The following is a 16747-nucleotide window of genomic DNA, read 5'->3' on the forward strand; positions in this document are numbered from 1 at the left end:
CAAACGAACACCAACCTCAGCACCAAAAACTCTGTTTATAACGTAATATGGCCGTCATTTACGCCACCATTACATTATTATCAGGGACACAAAATGCGCCAAACCCCATTATCACTGCTGGTATTTATGCTTATCGCCACAGGCATAGCTTTAATCGCCTCCGGCTGGCAGCCCTATGACCGCGCCACCTGGTTAATGGAGGTGATGCCGGTATTAATCGCGATTCCAATTTTGTGGGCAACATACAAAAAATTCCCGCTTACTACACTGCTCTACTGGTGTATTTTTTTGCACGGTTTGATTTTAATTCTGGGCGGGGCTTACACCTATGCGCGGGTTCCAGTGGGTTTTATGGTGCAAGACTGGTTTGAATTGTCACGCAACCCTTACGACAAACTTGGCCACTTTTTTCAGGGCTTTGCCCCCGCATTAATTGCGCGGGAAATTCTTATCCGCCACCAGATTGTCAAAGGCGCAAAAATGCTCGCCTTTATTATCGTGTGTATTGTGCTGGCAATTAGTGCCACTTATGAGCTGATCGAGTGGGCCGCTGCGCTGATTATGGGGCAAGGCGCGGATGAGTTTTTGGGCACCCAGGGCGACCAGTGGGATACCCAATCGGATATGTTTTTTGCCTTTATCGGAGCAATCAGTGCCTTGCTACTACTATCGCGCTGGCACGACATCCAACTTCAAAAGATTAAAGGGTATTAAAATACCTATAAAAATAAAAAATCGCATTAAAAGATATTTATTTACCTGAAATTTGCAAAATAACATTAATGAGTATAAATTTACTCTTAATTGATTATTTTCACCTATTAGGGGTAGATAAATATCTATTATGAACTATCACTCAATGACCAATAGCGCCATTGCTACCGAGCTGGGCGAACGCCTTGAACGTTTGCGGCTGGCGCAAAACCTGACCCAACAAATGCTGGCAGATGAAATAGGCATTACTGCCAAAAGTTATCGCCAATTGGTGGCGGGCGGCGGCAAGCTGGAAAATATGATTGCCGCCTTACGCGCGCTCAATGCCTTGGAGCAACTGGATAACTTCCTACCCGATACGCCACCCAGCCCACTCGAACAATTAAAACTGCGCGGTAAACAGCGCCAGCGCGCACGGACTAGTAACTATAAAGCAGCCGAGGCGCGCACTTCCGAGAGCATAAAAGAACCGGGGTTGGACTGGTAATGCTAAACCTCGCTGAAGTGTGGCTATGGGACAAATTGGTCGGCGCCCTTGCCTGGGCACCCGACACCGCAACCGCGACCTTTGAATATACGCCCGAATGGATAAAAACCGGGGTGCAAATCGCCCCACTGCACATGCCTAGCCACGCAGACGGCACACATATTTTTCATTTCCCCCAACTCAACCGCGACACCTATAAAGGGCTGCCCGCGTGTTTTGCAGATACCTTGCCGGATGATTTTGGCAACGCGGTAATCAATGCCTGGCTCGCACGCAACGGCCGGGACGCGCAGAGTTTTAACCCACTCGAACGCCTGCTTTACAGCGGCAACCGCGGTATGGGGGCGCTGGAATACGCCCCTGCCCTGCGGCAAACTCAACAGACCAATAGCAAGCTGGAGCTGGAATCGCTGATCGCTATGGCGCAACAAGTACTGGATCAACGTGCCGGCCTAAACGGTTCGCTCCAACACAGGGGGAATGACGATCTCACAGCGATACTGCAAGTGGGTACATCCGCTGGTGGCGCGCGCGCCAAGGCCTTGGTTGCGCTCAATAAAACGCGCACTGAAATCCGCTCAGGGCAAGTAGATGCACCTGAGGGCTTTGAACATTATCTGTTGAAATTTGATGGAGTCATTGAACAGGGTAATAGCCGCGAAACCTTTGGCGACCCACAGGGTTTTGGCCGTATGGAATACGCCTATTATTTAATGGCAAAAGCGGCGGGCATTCGTATGGCGCCTTGCGAATTATTAATGGATGGTGAGCGCGCGCATTTTCTGACGCAGCGCTTTGATCGCATTGGCAATCACAAGGTGCACTATCAATCACTTTGTGCCATGGATCACGCCGATTTCAAAAAGCCGGGCTATTACAGCTATGAGCAACTATTTGCCGTAGCGCGCCAACTGCGTTTAACGCGCGCTGAAGCGGTGGAAATTTATCGCCGCATGGTGTTTAACATAGTGGCGCGCAACCATGACGATCACAGTAAAAATATCGGTTTTATTCTGCCCGGCCCGCGTATGCAGTGGCAATTAGCGCCCGCGTTTGATATAGCCTACAGCTACAAACCCGGCTCACCCTGGGTGAATTCGCACCAACTGAATTTAAATGGTAAACGCGATAATTTTACCCGCCGTGATTTATTAAGTGCTGCAACCTTAATTAGTAATTTCACCAAAGAAGCAAAACTGATTATTGAAGAGGTGCTTGATGTTGTCGGCCAGTGGCCAACCTATGCAAGCACGGCGGGTGTATCGCCGGAGTTTACACGCGAGATAAATAACAACTTACGCCTTTCGCTTTAAACACTGAGTTACCAACAGTCGATAGCCAAACAAGTCACCACAACTTTTATTGAATAAGGAATTGGCAATGCAAATCACCACCCTGGTATTTTTTGCGCTACTTATTTTTTTCACCTGGCGCGGTTATCAAAAAGGGTTTATTGGCTCTATTACGCGCATTTTGAGTTGGATAGTCGCCTACCCTGCCGCACTTATTTTTACTCCAACAGTTGCCACGCTGTTAATGCAACACACGGCATTAACGGGTTTGATTGTTTATTTTATTGCCGGTGCAGGGATTTTTTTGCTGGTCAGTTTTATTGTTTCATTATTGCTAAGCAGTGTTGGAAAATTGGTACCGGAAAACCATGCTACTAATACCGGCTCAAAAATAGGCGGTGCAGGTGTGGGTGTACTGATAGGTGCACTGGCCGGTTTACTCGCGGTTTATGTGTTAGGGCTAGTCTTAACACCGAAGCAAAATACCATCACCGAAAACCTCACTACCGACACAACAACCAACGCTCCGCTCACCCATACCCCTGCTAACAGTTCAACGAATCCCCCCGTTCCAACGCTACGCAATTTACAAAGCGCTAACGATTCATTTATTGAAGCAAGCGCTAAAAAATTAATGGGTGCCGCCGCCGCAACCGCGGTGGATTTGGCGGTGGAAGATAAAACCGCCAGCCAGGTAGCCAAAGCCTTTGTACAAGACCCACAAACCATGCTTGGCCATGTGCAGCAGATGACCAACAGCGGCCAAATGCAAACGCTGATGGCCGATGAAAAAATCCAATCGCTACTCACCACGGGCGATACCCACGCACTAATGCGCGACCCGGAATTTAAAGCCTTAATTGATAACCCAAGCATGCAGGCGCTAATGGCGCAAGCTGATGTGAACACCGATGCGGGCGCGAAGGCAGCGGCAGAAAAAATGGTTTTTGCGTGGAATCGGGTGCAGATAATTAAACATGACCCGCGGGTGATTGCGATAGTGACCGACCCGGAGTTTCAACAGCAATTAAATTCACCCAATAAATTGCCACTGATGCTGAACCCAAAATTAAACCAGCTCACGCAGATTATTTTTAGTCAGGAAACTATCGCGGCAAATGGTACGAATAATTACGAGGTGATAGAGGTAAAACAAAACAATACCGGCAGCCAAACAACGGAGGAAACACCGAGAACACCTACCCAAATTTATCGCTGGACCGATGAAAATGGGCAAGTGCATTATTCTGACCAGCCAACAAACCCGGCTGCAAAACCTCAGTAAACTTTTGCCAAGCCCTCGGGCCGCGTTTTGAAACGCGGCTGGGCCCACAAATACTGCTCCGGTGCTTTTAGGATTTCCTGCTCTACAAATTCATTTACCCGGCGCGCATCAGCCAGCTCATCCCCTGTGGGGTAGTTTTCAAAGGGCGGGTGAACCACCACATCATAACCACTGCCATCGGCACGGCGGTATTGGGAGAAAGGAATAATTTTAGCGCGCCCCATGCGAGCAAATGTTGCCGTGGCAGTCACGGTCGCGGCGGGCACACCAAAAAAAGGCACAAATACTGACACTTTTGCACCCAGGTCGCGGTCAGGGGCATACCAAATCATTCGCCCTTTGCGCAGCTGTGTCACCATTCCGCGCACGTTGTCACGGCTAAGGGCAATACCTTCTTTTACATAGGCTTCACGACGCTTTTTTTGCACATAATCAAACACTTTGTTTTTATGCGGGCTGTACATCCCATCATAATTTATACACGCCCCCAGCATCGCACTGCCTATATCCAGTGTGGTGAAATGTAAACTAAGCAAGAGCGCGCCCTCGCCATCTGCCTTGGCTTTTTCAATGTGCTCAAGCCCGGTGATGGAGAATAATTTACGCAACCGCGGTTTTGACCAAAAATAACCAATCCCGGTCTCAAAAGCTGCCATCGCAGTGGATTGCAAATTGGCATTTAATAATTGGTCAATTTCCGCGGTTGTTTTTTCCGGAAAACAAAGTTGCAAATTAGTGCGCGCCATTTTCACCCGCTTTTTATTCAGGTGAAGCAAAGGTGCCGCGCGGCGAGCCAACGCCATCTGCCAGGAATAAGGTAATTGCGCAATCAAAAACCAAACCCCAAAACCAATCCAGGTAGGCCAATGACGAGGAGCCAGTAAAGCACGATCAAATTGCGATGAAGCCATAGTGATAAATAATCTAGATTGAATTAGCCAATATCGGCAATAACTTAAAAACTATAAACCAGATTGATAAAGGTGGTGGTGTCGGTTTTTTCTTTACCGTCTGCCACATCCGAGTCATTCGCAATTGCCACGCCCACTTTCATTTTCATGTGCGCATTAATACTTGTTGCCAGCGAGGTTTCGCTTTGGGTACGAGTATTGTCTGCACCGGATTCAACGCTAATTAATTGTTTGAAGGTGGCGTTGTCGCTAATTTTCCATTCCAGTGCGGTAGCTGCACGCAACATCGCACCACTTTCATCGGTGATGGTATCCGGCAACAAAGGATCAGTGCTTTCGGTCACTTTTTCACCTTCAAAATAACCAGGACCCGCTTCTATAAACCAGTTAAACGTAGGGCTGTAGTACAACCAGTTACCATAACCCAAAGCCAGGGTTGCATAAGTACGATAAGCACCAAACTTATCTTCGGTGTAGGAGCCATAACTAAATAGATAAGACTCTTCCACTCCAATCAAATAGGCAAACTTGGCAGAACCAAAATATTTTTCCGCCGTTTTCTCTCTCTGACTGGTGTTGTCGTCTTGTTTGACACTGTCCTCTTTGAACAGTGAATTAAAAATGTATTGGTTTTCCCATTTCTCCAAATTCTGCTTGGCATCCACTTTAAATTGGAGACTGGTAGTGTCGGTATTACCCGAAGTAGCGATAGCACCTATATCCACTTCTACTTCCCAAGGTTTTTTTGCATCCTCGGCAAAACTGGCAGTGGCACATGTGGTGAGAACAAAAGCAGCGGTCAATTTATACATAGTCAATCCTGTTACCTCTATCTAGGGAGGTGGAACCATAACATAGAAAAGCTGACTCCCAAATGAAAACGACCGGCCAATGGCCGGTCGTTTCTGTTAGGGGTGATAAGCGCTTAGTCGCGCAACAAACAGTTCAGCTCATCCACAACTTCAGCCCAATCAGAGTACTCCTGTCGAGCCTCACGCAGGAATGCCGCTTGTTCGGCAGTCCAAAAGGTGGCGCTCGCCAAGGGTTCGGCTTGCGGTAGCGGGCGATGCTTTTCAATAAAAGCCTCTATCGCGGCGGGAGAGTTGGGTAGACCTAATTTGGCAAAAAGATCATTCAGCGTGTAGAACATGCGGCCCTCCTGTCGATGTTATGGAACAATTCCACTCAAATATTCCACCACTAGGATAGCGGCAAGACAAGCAGTCTCCTAGCTTAATTTTCTATCGCCTTTTTTCCTCGGCCATCATTGCATGCAGTAGCTCGTCTTTTTCCTGCCAGAGTTGGTTGACCCAGAGCTGAAAACGCGCACGAAACGCAGCATCCTCACTGTAGTCCCCAATAAGTTCAGGTGGGATGGGCAATTGGCGAATGTGTACACAAATACGCTTCACCCGCCCACAGGCGTATTCCCAGTAAGTGGGAATCCCCTCCGGGTAATAGATGGTGACGTCCAACAAGCGATGCAACTGCCCACCCATGGCAGCGAGCGTAAAGGCCAAACCACCGGCTTTAGGCGGCAATAAGTGGCGATAAGGCGACTGCAACTGGGTATGTTTGGTCTCTGTAAAACGCGTGCCTTCCAGAAAATTAATAATCGTGACCGGGTGATGGCGAAAACGCTCGCAGGCCTTGCGCGTCTGCTCTATATCCTTCCCCTTGAGTTCAGGGTGTCGCTCAAGCTTGGCTTTGGAGTAGCGACGCATGGAGGGGAAATCCAGCCCCCAGAGCGCCAACCCCAATACCGGCACCCATAACAAGCTGCGCTTGAAAAAGAACTTTACCCCGGGAATACGCGCATTAAAGGCACGCACCAATACCAGAATATCGGGCCAGGACTGATGGTTGGCAATCAACATATACCACTCAGCACGGCTCAAATTGCCCAGCCCTTCCACTTCCACCTGAGTGGGCAAGGTATGCTCTTGCTGCCAGGTATTAAAGGTAATCCACAGGTTGGAGGCCGAATCCAACAGACGGTCAATCGCGCGCCGCAAGGCGGTTACAGGAATCAATAATTTCACCAGCCCCAGCACCACTACCGGAACAGAAATCATAATAATGGTGATGGAGAAAATCGCAGTGACTAGCACCGCACGCAGATGATTGAATAATTGCATATTACCAACCTGTGAACTTGCCTGAGACCCTAGTGTCATAAAAGCTGCGCATTTTTGTGCATTACCCACACAGGATCAAGAGAGGGACAATGAATGAAACGTTTTTGGATGGAAAACCGTTCACTGTTTATATTTTTAGCACTGATGTTTTGCTTCCGCAGTGCTGTCGCTGATTGGAATCATGTACCCAGCGGTTCAATGAAACCCACAATTATTGAAGGCGATCGCATAGGCCTGAATAAGATGGCTTACGATCTACGCGTCCCTTTCACCCATATTTCACTTTATAAAATAACTGATCCACAACGCGGTGACATTGCAATATTTGATTCAAAGGTCGCCAATAAACGCTTGGTTAAACGCGTGATTGGCATACCCGGTGATACAGTCGCAATGCAGAACAATCGCCTTTATATCAATGGCGAGGCAATTACCTACACGCCCGCTGCTAATGGCGACTGGTTGGAGCACTTACAGGGCAAAAACCATATAGTTCGAATTGACCCGAATACAAAAACCTATGCGAATTTTGCCCCGGTAAAAGTACCCGCAGACCATTATTTGATGCTTGGCGATAACCGCGATAATAGCGCCGACTCGCGCGTAATAGGTTTTGTGCCACGTAGCGAATTTGTCGGCCGTTCCCGCAGCGTTATTATGTCCTTCGATTATGAAGACAATTTTTTACCGCGCGCAGACCGTTTTTTTCATAGCCTTGAATAGCCACTGAACGCTAGCGCACTTATTGCCACAAGAAATTAGCGTAAAAAATAATTGCGCACATCCAACCAATCATTCATACGCACCGCTGCAGCCTCTTCCATATTATGCGCTGCAGAAAACAGTAGGCCCTGCCCCACAAAACCTTCAAAGTGACGCGAGCTGTCATCAATTAAATAATCTGCTTGCACCACATTTTTCTTACCGCAAAAAATAAAATTCATGGGCGACAAAAATGGCAAATGTTTTACCAACCACTGGTATTTGGGTGTAAAGGATGTGGGATGCTCCATAGCGGCGGTGGCGATGACTATTTCATAGTGTTCATGCAACTCCCGAATCACCTCGATTGCATTTTCATAAGGAGGGATATCCTCAAAAAACGCCGGAATATCAGGGTAAGCTCTCACTCGCGCGACATGGGCTTCAGGCACAGCCTTATAAATCTTGGTTGCATATAAATCAGCCTTGGTTAGCTTTTGCTGAAACTCGCTGTTGTACCAATCAAGGTGACGGGCCAAGGTGTCGCAGATGGTTTCATCCATATCAATGGCAATACGTTTACGCATTTTTGCTCCCGAAACAATAGACCTACAAAACAATATACCGAAAACAATAGCTTGATAAAAAAATCCCCCGCCAAGGCGAGGGATTTTAGTGCAATCAACCTTAGAAGTTAGTTGGCACTAGAGGTGTCGTTTCTGCATCGTAGTCCACACCGTCGATACCGAAACCAAACAGACGCAAGAACTCGGCCTTGTAGCCTTCAAAGTCAGTCAGTTCAAACAGGTTTTCTTCAGTGACTAAATCCCACAGCTCTTCCACTTTGGTTTGCACCGATGGGTCTAATTCCAACTCGTCAACGCGGTAACGATTGGCATCGTCCAGACGCGGTGTGGCGGAGTACAAACACTCTTTGAATAAACGTTGGATCTGCTCGATACAACCTTCGTGGGTACCCTGTGCCTTCATCACTTTAAACAGGATTGCCAAATACAGCGGCATTACTGGAATCGCGGAGCTCGCTTGGGTCACAACGGCTTTTAATACGGCAACGCGTGCATTGCCACCGTGTTTTGCGCTCAGGGTTTTTGCCGCGCGATCCAAATCTTCTTTGGCTTTACCAATAGTCGCTTTACCATAAATTGGCCAGGTTAATTTGTCGCCAAGGTAGGTGTAGGCAACGGTTTGGAAATTGTCAGCGAGCAGATCTGCGCCTTTGAGTGCATCGATCCACATTTCCCAGTCTTCACCGCCCATTACCTTAACGGTATTGGCGATCTCTTCGTCGGAGGCCGGCTCGATAGTGACATCAGAAATTTTCAGCGTGTCAGTATTGAGGTTTTTAGAGGTGTACTCCTTACCGATGGGTTTTAAGACCGAGTTAAACACTTCGCCTGTTTTAGGGTCGGTACGGCGTGGTGACGCAAGGCTGTAAATCACCAAATCCACTTTGCCCATGCTGTTTTTCAGCTCAGCAATAACTTTGTCTTTACAGGCATCGGAAAAGGCATCGCCATTAATAGTGTGGGCGTACAAACCTTCGGCTTTGGCTGCATCGTGAAATGCAGAGGTGTTGTAATAACCAGCGGTTGCCGTTTTAGCTTCCGACGGCTCTTTCTCAAAACACACACCCAAGGTATCTGCACCACCGCCAAAGGCGGCAGTAATCCGTGAAGCCAAACCAAAACCGGTTGAACAACCCAGCACCAGCACCTTTTTTGGCGCACCGGCAACGGGGCCTTTGGCTTTGGTGAAAGCGATTTGCTCTTGAACATTGGCAGCACAACCCTGTGGATGCGCATTGGTACAAATAAAACCGCGGACTTTTGGCTTGATAATCATGAATCTACCTTGTGGTGATGTTTATGAATTAGCGGGTGAATCAAACGGAAATGAGCACCAGAGGTGGCTCGCAAAGGCCGCCATTATAGTGCCAGAAAGCGCGAATGTCCCCTGCGCCCGCTGCAACTCATCAGCAAGTCCACAGCTACTCGCTCAAGCCGCAACAAATCTGCACAGGATTTGAACTATAGTTGAATCAATTCCCCACAGGATCAAGGAGCAATTTCATGATTTACCCCATGTTCGCCATGGTTCTACTGACTTTTTTGGTCGCCTTTCGCTTGCTTTTTTTGCGCCTCAAGGCGATTAAAACAGGCAGCGTTAAGCTGAGCCAATTTCGCCTGAATACCGGTGAGATGCCCGATGAAATAGCCCAAACCGCACGTAACTACAGCAATCTATTTGAAATACCCGTACTTTTTTACGCAGCGGGCGCCACCGCGATCGCCATGGGAACAGAAAGTACAGCCATGATGGTCGCCGCCTGGTTGTTTGTGTTCGCGCGCACAGCCCATAGCATCATCCACTTAACGATCAACGATGTAATCAACCGCTTTCGTACCTATGCCTTCGGTAATCTCTGTGTATTGGCGATTTGGGGTATATTGCTAATTGATCATGCCACTCACTATGTGGGGTAAATTGCACCAATAGCAGCACTTTTGTGTCGCCATATGCGCTGGCGCACCGAATTAACACCATCGAGAGGCTAAGCTAAACGCTGTTTTACTACCCAGAGGTACTACATTGTGAACAAAAAATTTATCGCCAGTTTATTACTCAGCTTGAGTGCCCTGCCGGGCTTGCCCGCCATGGCCGACGATCTGGGCATTAATGTGATATTGGAAGGTGAAGTTGCCCCCGGCGTTTATGGCCGGGTCGAATTGGGCAATGACTCGCGCCCGGACATTTACTACCGCGAGCCCATGATCATCGTCAGCGATTCAAAATATGCACGCAGCCGACCTGTGTATTTACATGTCCCGCCGGGCCATGCAAAAAATTGGGGTAAACACTGCAGTAAATATCGTGCATGCGACCGTCCGGTGTATTTTGTGCGTTCAGCAGAATATGACGAGCACTACACTGACGATCATGGTCATGATGAACACAAGCATGAAAAAAATGATCGCCCAGGCAAGGGCAAGGGACAAGGAAACGGCAAAGGAAAAGGCAACAATCACTAAACACTGTGTTTTCGCCACCCAGACAATTGCAGCACAACCTTTGCGCTGCTTGATCCCCGCCAGCGTGCGGGGATTTTTTTATCTACTGCAAAAAAACCAGCCACCTTTCTTTACACTCCCGCCACACGGATTTACTGCTTTTCAGGTAAAATCCGGTAATAAATTTAATGCTTATCGGTTTCACTCTCCAACACTACACATTCGGCAGGAATACGCATGATTACCCACGAACCCAATCCGCTTTACGTTGCCCACCCCGATCGTTACAAAACCATGAAATATCAACGCTGCGGCAAAAGCGGCCTGCGCTTATCGCGCTTATCGCTGGGTTTATGGCAAAACTTCGGCGCGGTGGATTCACAAGCCAACGCGCGTAACATGCTGCGCCGTGCGTTTGATTTAGGTATTACCCATTTTGATTTGGCAAATAATTACGGCCCCAATTTCGGCTCGGCGGAATCCACTTTTGGCAATATTTTTAAACAGGATTTTGCGCACTACCGCGATGAATTAATTATCTCCAGCAAAGCGGGTTACGACATGTGGCCAGGCCCTTATGGCATTGGTGGTTCACGCAAATATTTGGTGAGCAGTTGCGATCAAAGCCTGAAACGTACCGGTTTGGATTATTTTGATATTTTTTATCATCACTGCATGGACCCGGAAACACCGCTGGAAGAAACCATGCAAGCGCTGGATTATATTGTGCGTTCAGGTCGCGCACTTTATGTTGGTATTTCCAATTACCAACCCGAGCAGACCAAAGAAGCTGCGCGTATTTTGCGCGCATTGGGCACACCACTACTCATTCATCAACCGCGTTACAACATGTTTGATCGCTGGATTGAAAATGGTTTAACCGACGTTTTAAAAGAGGAAGGTATTGGCTCGATCGTATTCTCCCCACTTGCACAAGGTGTGTTAACCAACAAATATTTGAATGGTATTCCCGCCGATTCACGCGCAGCGCGCCCCGAATTAATCTACCTGAACAACAAAGACATCACGCCGGAAAAATTACAAAAAGTACAAGCCTTGAATGCGATTGCAGAATCACGCGGTCAATCACTGGCACAAATGGCCATCGCCTGGACTTTGCATAATGATGCGGTGACCACCTGTTTGATTGGCGCCAGCCGCCCCGCGCAAATTGATGACTCGGTTGCTGCCTTAAACAACCTTGATTTCAGTGCAGATGAGCTTGCAAAAATTGAAACCATTTTAAAATAAACCACACCGTAGGTTGGGTTAGAGGCGAGCAGCGCGAGCCTCGTAACCCAACAGCAGTGTCGCCGCCCACCGAATGTTGGGTTACGGGACTCGTTAAACTCGCCGCTAACCCAACCTACGATTTAACAACCAACATTCCATTTATGCTATCAACTAATAACCCGCGCATAATTCTCCTTCAATTGTTTCTGCGGATACTTCAACGCATAAACCTCTGCCCCCATCAACAACACCACAGCAAACAAAATTATCCGCGCTCGCCAGCCCCGACTCCACAAACAATAAGTGAATAACACTGCTAACAATACGGGCAGCCCCACAATCAAAAACGATGCAATAAGCTCAATCATTTTAGTGTTCCTTCACTGTCGCACTGGCGGCTTTACTACTAGCGCCCAATGAATACCAATCCACCTTGCGTGTAAGCAACATAAATGCGCCAAGCACAACAAACAATAACAATGCGCCCATTAACAATGCGTAATCCTCCGCGCTTAACAGGCCATATAACAACAGGTATAAAAACCCCAAGCCCAAGCTAAATCCCGCACCGCGTATAAAACTTTGCAGCACATAGGACACGTAAAAACCAATCAGCACCACGCAGGCAAATGAGGAAATAGCGTAAGCCGCAACAAAAGCGATATGTTCAGATAACGCCAGCAGCAATAAGTAGAAAAATGCCAATGCCAACCCCACCAAACCGTATTGAACCGGGTGAACCTGCAAGCGTTTTAACACTTCAAATAAAAAGAAACTGGCAAAGGTGAGCGCAATAAATAACAACGCATATTTAATCGCCCGATCACTTTTTACATACAAATTGACCGGCTCAACCAAGCTCACACCAAATTGCCGCTGTTGGTATTGATCACACTGTGTGGTGCGAATACAGGCAGTAAAATATTCTGCAAAATTGGTGGAAAAATAGGATGTCTGCCAACGCGCAGTAAATCCGGTGTTATCAATACTGCGCTCCGCCGGTAAAAAATCGCCCAGAAAACGCGGGTGCGGCCAATCGGAGTGCAATTCAACATGGGTTTCCTTACCCAAGGGCGCTATATTGAATTGCTCCGTGCCTTGCAACATCAACTTGAAAGAAAAAGGTACTGACTGCGCTTGTGAATGGATATCTGAAAAAACAGTTGGCGATAACCGTGCATGCACACCATCACCCAGAATTTTTAATTGCGAGCCAGGTTCAAAGTCATAGGTTTGGTGATTCAGCTGTAACTGGAGGGAATTTTTAATGCCGCGGATATCGCTAATACCCACCGCCACAAAGGGACTGTTAAAGGTGTAATCGGCCAGATTGGTTTTAATGCCGTAATTGAGCGGCAAGGTAAAGTGCCCGTCGATACTATTGTCTGCATGGTAAAGCCGCGCAGTGTAAATACCCAACTGGCGCGACTCGGTAGTCATATCACCACTCAAACGAAAGCGGTCAGGTAAAAAGTAGAGATTGTCTTCAATTACCCGCTCATGAAATACTTTTTCCTTAGCCTCATTCAGCGTCCAATAGCGCTCCTTTTTAGAATATGGGACAACTAATACGGGGCCCACCAGAGTTTGGCTATAGGCTGAGCTGCGCGCTATATCGCGCACAACTTGCTCGCTATAGTCGCGACGCTCATCAATGGAGTTGCCAATCATTACCAGTGGAATAAGTAACAACAACATTAAACAGCCAATAGCTAAAAATTTGAACAATAGTGAACGATTCATGGTGATCTCCTTGGATTAATTAGGGATCACTATGCCGATGCTACATGGATTCTTTATGGAGAGTTGGCGGTGCTGTATGGAGATTATGTGAATTTTTCGAGGAGATTGTGCGAAGCTGACGAGCGCCCTGCCACTTTGCGCAACTGCAGAGCGCTCGTAGTAACAGTAAACTACCGGCGGTTAAATACCACCTGATTTTTACTCGGGAAGATAGTGCGGAACTTTTTCATAAATTCATCATTAAACTTGCGCATCCGTTTGGATAATAGCAAATTACCCGAGGTAAAACTGGCAGCACAAAGCTCCAAAGTCTGGCTACACAGGTTTTTAGTATTCATTGGCGATGCAAAAAAATAATCCGCAAAGTGTTGTTCAAATTTGTCCATCTGCGCGGGTGATACACGTAAATTCTCATTGTTGACTGCGGCACCAAACAGCATATACACCGGAGTTTCAGAGTTCACGACAGGACGCCCGTTAATCCGCACACTGACTAAATCAACATTAAATACCATGCGCTGTTTAAAGTAAGACACCACAAAACGCCCTTCCGTTTTTTTGGCTTCTTCCGTGTAACGAAAGCTATACCAGCCCTGATTACCCGCCTTGGTAATGCTTAACTGCTTGCTGCCATCTTCACTTAACCAGTCACCGGCTACTGGGCGGGGAGTATCCGGCACATTGGCGCTAGCAAGTGGTTTGGACAAAAGATCTTTACAGGCAGTGAGCGACAAGAGAACAACACAACACAAAAGCTTGAGCGGCGACAACATTCTTTTAACTCCAGCGACAATCGGTATTTTAGTAGGCACTTACAGAGCCATTTTTTAAAACCCGGAGCTTATTTTTTTACCGTCGCCAGAGCTGTAAATAATTGTACTTTCATGCAGCCTTTCACACACTAGGGAATTCCAATATCACACTTACACCAGTTGTGGCTAGCGATTGCGCAAGCGGGACATTGGGGGATAAATCCTGAAGCTGGGTGTTCATAATCGATAATTTTCCAGCGTGTAAATCCATTACCTCCTGCACAAAACTCAACCCCAATCCGGTACTTTTTTTGCCCGTTTGCGGGCGTGGCAGTGAGAAGAATCGCTCGGTTAAACGCGCAAAAGCAAATTCGGGGATTGACTCACCCTGATTGAAAATAGATACCTGTAAATGTTCGCCTTGTTTAATTGTCTGCACAAAAATAATGCCCCCACGGGGCGTAAAATCAAGTGCGTTTTCAAGCAAGTTATTGAGTGCTTGATGCAATAAAAACACTTCACCAACCACCACTGCAGAGGGCGTATAGTCTTTGTGGATTTGAATCGACTGTTGGGCAATACGCGCCATCTGGTTATCCAGCAACTCATCGCACAGTCTATTAAGATCGATAGATTTTGGATCATGCAGGCTCTGCTGCTGTTCAACCAAAGCAAGGTTCAATAATCGCTCGATTAGATGTTGCAAACGCAGACTTTCAGTATCGATATTGACGATAAAGCGCTGCCGCTGTTGCTGGTTTTCAAGTGTTTGCAACAGCGGTGTCTGCAATAATTCAGCGGCTGCACGAATACCCGCCAGCGGGCTTTTTAATTCGTGTGCCAATGTTTGCACATAGCGCTCAATATAGGCTTTACCATCCAATTCACTACGCATGGACTCCAACGCCTGCGCAAGTTGGCGCAATTCACCGCTGGCAATTTTGCTTTCAGGAATTATTGCTCGCTCGCCCTGGCTAACACTCACCGCATACTCGCGCAACTTGCGCAGTTCGCGGCTCAACCACCAGGAAAATACTGCACCGCTGAGCAAGCCCAGCAAAATTAAACTGCCCCCCAAAATACCCAAACGCTGTTGGGTGCGATCAATAAAGGGTTGCACACTGCGGTTCGGTTTGGCTACCGACACCACACCGATAATGTCATCGCCATTTTTAATGGGCGCGGCCACATACATAATGCTGGAACTTTCATCGCCCTCCTGCTCATGGGAAGAGCGCGCACCGTACTTACCTTGCAAGGTTAAATACACGTCATTCCAGCGCGAGTAATCTTGCCCTACCGCAATATTATTGGAGTCCAACAACACAATGCCATTGCGGTCAGTAACATAAATACGGTGGTTAACCGCAAATTTATTCACGCCCCAAATATTGGCATTGGGCGTTCGCTGACCATAGGCACGAAAAATATCCGCATAAAAATCTTTGTTGATTTGATTATTTAACATTGGTTCGCGCAAGAATTCCGCCAGCAAATTGGCAGTATCAACCAGTGTTTCCTCGGTTGATTGACGCACGCCTGGGCGAATTTCTTCCATCACCGTGCGCAATACAAAGTAACTGCACAACGCCACAAACAGCATGTAAATAATAAATATGCGTAAACTCAGCGACATCAATGAGCATCCGGTTGATAGCAATAACCAAAACCACGTTGGGTTTTAATAGGCTCTGCAGCAGGGTTTACACTGCGTAATTTGGCGCGCAGGCTTTTTATATGGCTATCGATGCTGCGATCGTAACCTGCATCCACCGTAACCCCCACCGCTGTGAGCAACTGTTCGCGGCTAAATACCCGCCCCGGCTGCGCCAACAGGGTTTCCAACAAACAAAATTCAAAGCGGGTTAGTTGCAACAATTGTTGGTGGTAGTGAATAGTTTTACGTTCATGATCTATCGTGAATTCAGCTGAAGTCGAGGTGCGGGCCGAACTAACCGCAACCGTCGGCACCTCCTGCTGCGGCACGCGTGTGCGCTTTAAAATAGCTTTAACGCGGGCAGCCACTTCCCGCGGGCTGAAAGGTTTTACCACATAATCATCTGCACCAATTTCAAGCCCCACTACCCGATCCAGTTCATCGCCACGGGCGGTTAAAAACATCACCGGAACTTCGGAAAATTTTCGCAGTTGCTTGCAGGCTTCAAAACCGGTCATGTCGGGCAGCCCCACATCCATAATAATCAGATCGACCGGTTGCTCCTTAGCGTGAACCAATGCCTTGCTCGCCAGACTTTCCCAATGGGTGGTAAAGCTCTCTGCCTGCAATACAAATACCAGGCTTTCAGCGATGCTGGGCTCGTCCTCAAGAATCAAAATATGGGGCATGAAGTCAATCCGTAAATAGATAAGGGCTGGGGCGATTCTACAAGAAAGCCGTGATTTAACGTATTGCAATAGCGAGAAAACCGCCCTACCCTCCAAACATATTCCCGTTTCCGGT

General features: G+C 47.6%; 19 protein-coding genes. 8 read left to right on the top strand and 11 right to left on the bottom strand.

The genetic code is table 11. The features are described 5' to 3' along the window. The first annotated feature begins 93 nt into the window (after positions 1-93). From D0B88_RS15770 to D0B88_RS15785, 4 genes are all read left to right on the top strand, one after another. Complete coding sequence (locus tag D0B88_RS15770; RefSeq protein ID WP_151058345.1) at positions 94-714, top strand: DUF2238 domain-containing protein; 621 nt, start codon at positions 94-96, stop codon at positions 712-714. Between the two features lie 130 nt (positions 715-844). After that, positions 845-1201: a helix-turn-helix transcriptional regulator gene (locus D0B88_RS15775; protein WP_225318410.1), complete on the top strand. Its 357-nt coding sequence runs from the start codon at positions 845-847 to the stop codon at positions 1199-1201. Further along, a complete protein-coding gene (locus D0B88_RS15780; protein ID WP_151058347.1) occupies positions 1201-2514 on the top strand; it encodes a type II toxin-antitoxin system HipA family toxin in 1314 nt (437 codons plus the stop codon). Before D0B88_RS15775 ends, D0B88_RS15780 begins: the two co-directional genes overlap by 1 nt. A gap of 67 nt (positions 2515-2581) precedes the next feature. Continuing rightward, positions 2582-3778 (top strand): CvpA family protein, encoded by a 1197-nt coding sequence (locus tag D0B88_RS15785; RefSeq protein ID WP_151058349.1) that lies wholly within the window; start codon positions 2582-2584, stop codon positions 3776-3778. On the opposite strand, the gene lpxL is transcribed toward D0B88_RS15785, so the two are convergent. The 4 genes from lpxL to D0B88_RS15805 form a co-directional block, all read right to left on the bottom strand. Continuing rightward, the gene (lpxL, locus tag D0B88_RS15790; protein WP_007642263.1) at positions 3772-4689 is read right to left on the bottom strand and encodes an LpxL/LpxP family Kdo(2)-lipid IV(A) lauroyl/palmitoleoyl acyltransferase; all 918 of its coding nucleotides are present in this window, start codon (positions 4687-4689) and stop codon (positions 3772-3774) included. The two genes, D0B88_RS15785 and lpxL, sit on opposite strands and share 7 nt — an antisense overlap. A gap of 44 nt (positions 4690-4733) precedes the next feature. Continuing rightward, a complete protein-coding gene (locus tag D0B88_RS15795) occupies positions 4734-5501 on the bottom strand; it encodes a YdiY family protein (RefSeq protein ID WP_007642265.1) in 768 nt (255 codons plus the stop codon). A gap of 113 nt (positions 5502-5614) precedes the next feature. Continuing rightward, positions 5615-5839 (bottom strand): DUF2789 domain-containing protein, encoded by a 225-nt coding sequence (locus tag D0B88_RS15800; protein ID WP_007642266.1) that lies wholly within the window; start codon positions 5837-5839, stop codon positions 5615-5617. A gap of 91 nt (positions 5840-5930) precedes the next feature. Continuing rightward, positions 5931-6827 (bottom strand): acyltransferase, encoded by an 897-nt coding sequence (locus D0B88_RS15805; protein ID WP_151058350.1) that lies wholly within the window; start codon positions 6825-6827, stop codon positions 5931-5933. Positions 6828-6920: 93 nt separating this feature from the next. Between D0B88_RS15805 and lepB the strand changes: the two genes are divergently transcribed. After that, the gene (gene lepB, locus D0B88_RS15810; protein WP_151058351.1) at positions 6921-7550 is read left to right on the top strand and encodes a signal peptidase I; all 630 of its coding nucleotides are present in this window, start codon (positions 6921-6923) and stop codon (positions 7548-7550) included. 35 nt (positions 7551-7585) lie between these two features. Here lepB and D0B88_RS15815 read toward each other — a convergent pair whose 3' ends face one another. Continuing rightward, positions 7586-8116: a 5'-3'-deoxyribonucleotidase gene (locus D0B88_RS15815; protein ID WP_007642269.1), complete on the bottom strand. Its 531-nt coding sequence runs from the start codon at positions 8114-8116 to the stop codon at positions 7586-7588. A 100-nt stretch (positions 8117-8216) separates the two neighbouring features. After that, positions 8217-9392, bottom strand: coding sequence for an enoyl-ACP reductase FabV (gene fabV / locus D0B88_RS15820; RefSeq protein WP_007642270.1), 1176 nt, complete (start codon positions 9390-9392; stop codon positions 8217-8219). A gap of 227 nt (positions 9393-9619) precedes the next feature. Between fabV and D0B88_RS15825 the strand changes: the two genes are divergently transcribed. From D0B88_RS15825 to mgrA, 3 genes are all read left to right on the top strand, one after another. Beyond that, on the top strand, positions 9620-10033 hold the full coding sequence (locus tag D0B88_RS15825) for an MAPEG family protein (protein ID WP_007642271.1): 414 nt from the start codon (positions 9620-9622) through the stop codon (positions 10031-10033). A 108-nt stretch (positions 10034-10141) separates the two neighbouring features. Continuing rightward, complete coding sequence (locus D0B88_RS15830) at positions 10142-10579, top strand: hypothetical protein (protein ID WP_225318411.1); 438 nt, start codon at positions 10142-10144, stop codon at positions 10577-10579. A gap of 216 nt (positions 10580-10795) precedes the next feature. Further along, positions 10796-11809 (top strand): L-glyceraldehyde 3-phosphate reductase, encoded by a 1014-nt coding sequence (gene mgrA, locus D0B88_RS15835; protein ID WP_007642275.1) that lies wholly within the window; start codon positions 10796-10798, stop codon positions 11807-11809. A gap of 149 nt (positions 11810-11958) precedes the next feature. On the opposite strand, the gene D0B88_RS15840 is transcribed toward mgrA, so the two are convergent. The 5 genes from D0B88_RS15840 to creB form a co-directional block, all read right to left on the bottom strand. Continuing rightward, positions 11959-12159: a hypothetical protein gene (locus D0B88_RS15840; RefSeq protein WP_151058352.1), complete on the bottom strand. Its 201-nt coding sequence runs from the start codon at positions 12157-12159 to the stop codon at positions 11959-11961. 1 nt (position 12160) lies between these two features. Further along, positions 12161-13534 carry a cell envelope integrity protein CreD gene (creD, locus tag D0B88_RS15845; protein WP_151058354.1) on the bottom strand — a complete coding sequence of 458 codons (1374 nt, stop codon included), beginning with the start codon at positions 13532-13534 and terminating at the stop codon, positions 12161-12163. Positions 13535-13704: 170 nt separating this feature from the next. Beyond that, positions 13705-14241, bottom strand: a complete 537-nt coding sequence (locus D0B88_RS15850; RefSeq protein WP_151058356.1) for a hypothetical protein — start codon at positions 14239-14241, stop codon at positions 13705-13707. Positions 14242-14428: 187 nt separating this feature from the next. Further along, the gene (gene creC / locus D0B88_RS15855) at positions 14429-15922 is read right to left on the bottom strand and encodes a two-component system sensor histidine kinase CreC (protein WP_151058358.1); all 1494 of its coding nucleotides are present in this window, start codon (positions 15920-15922) and stop codon (positions 14429-14431) included. Continuing rightward, positions 15922-16632 carry a two-component system response regulator CreB gene (creB, locus tag D0B88_RS15860; protein ID WP_151058360.1) on the bottom strand — a complete coding sequence of 237 codons (711 nt, stop codon included), beginning with the start codon at positions 16630-16632 and terminating at the stop codon, positions 15922-15924. The genes creC and creB overlap by 1 nt, the downstream gene beginning before the upstream one ends. Positions 16633-16747: the final 115 nt, after the last annotated feature.

The sequence above is a fragment of the Cellvibrio sp. KY-YJ-3 genome (genome assembly GCF_008806955.1).
GTDB lineage: Bacteria > Pseudomonadota > Gammaproteobacteria > Pseudomonadales > Cellvibrionaceae > Cellvibrio.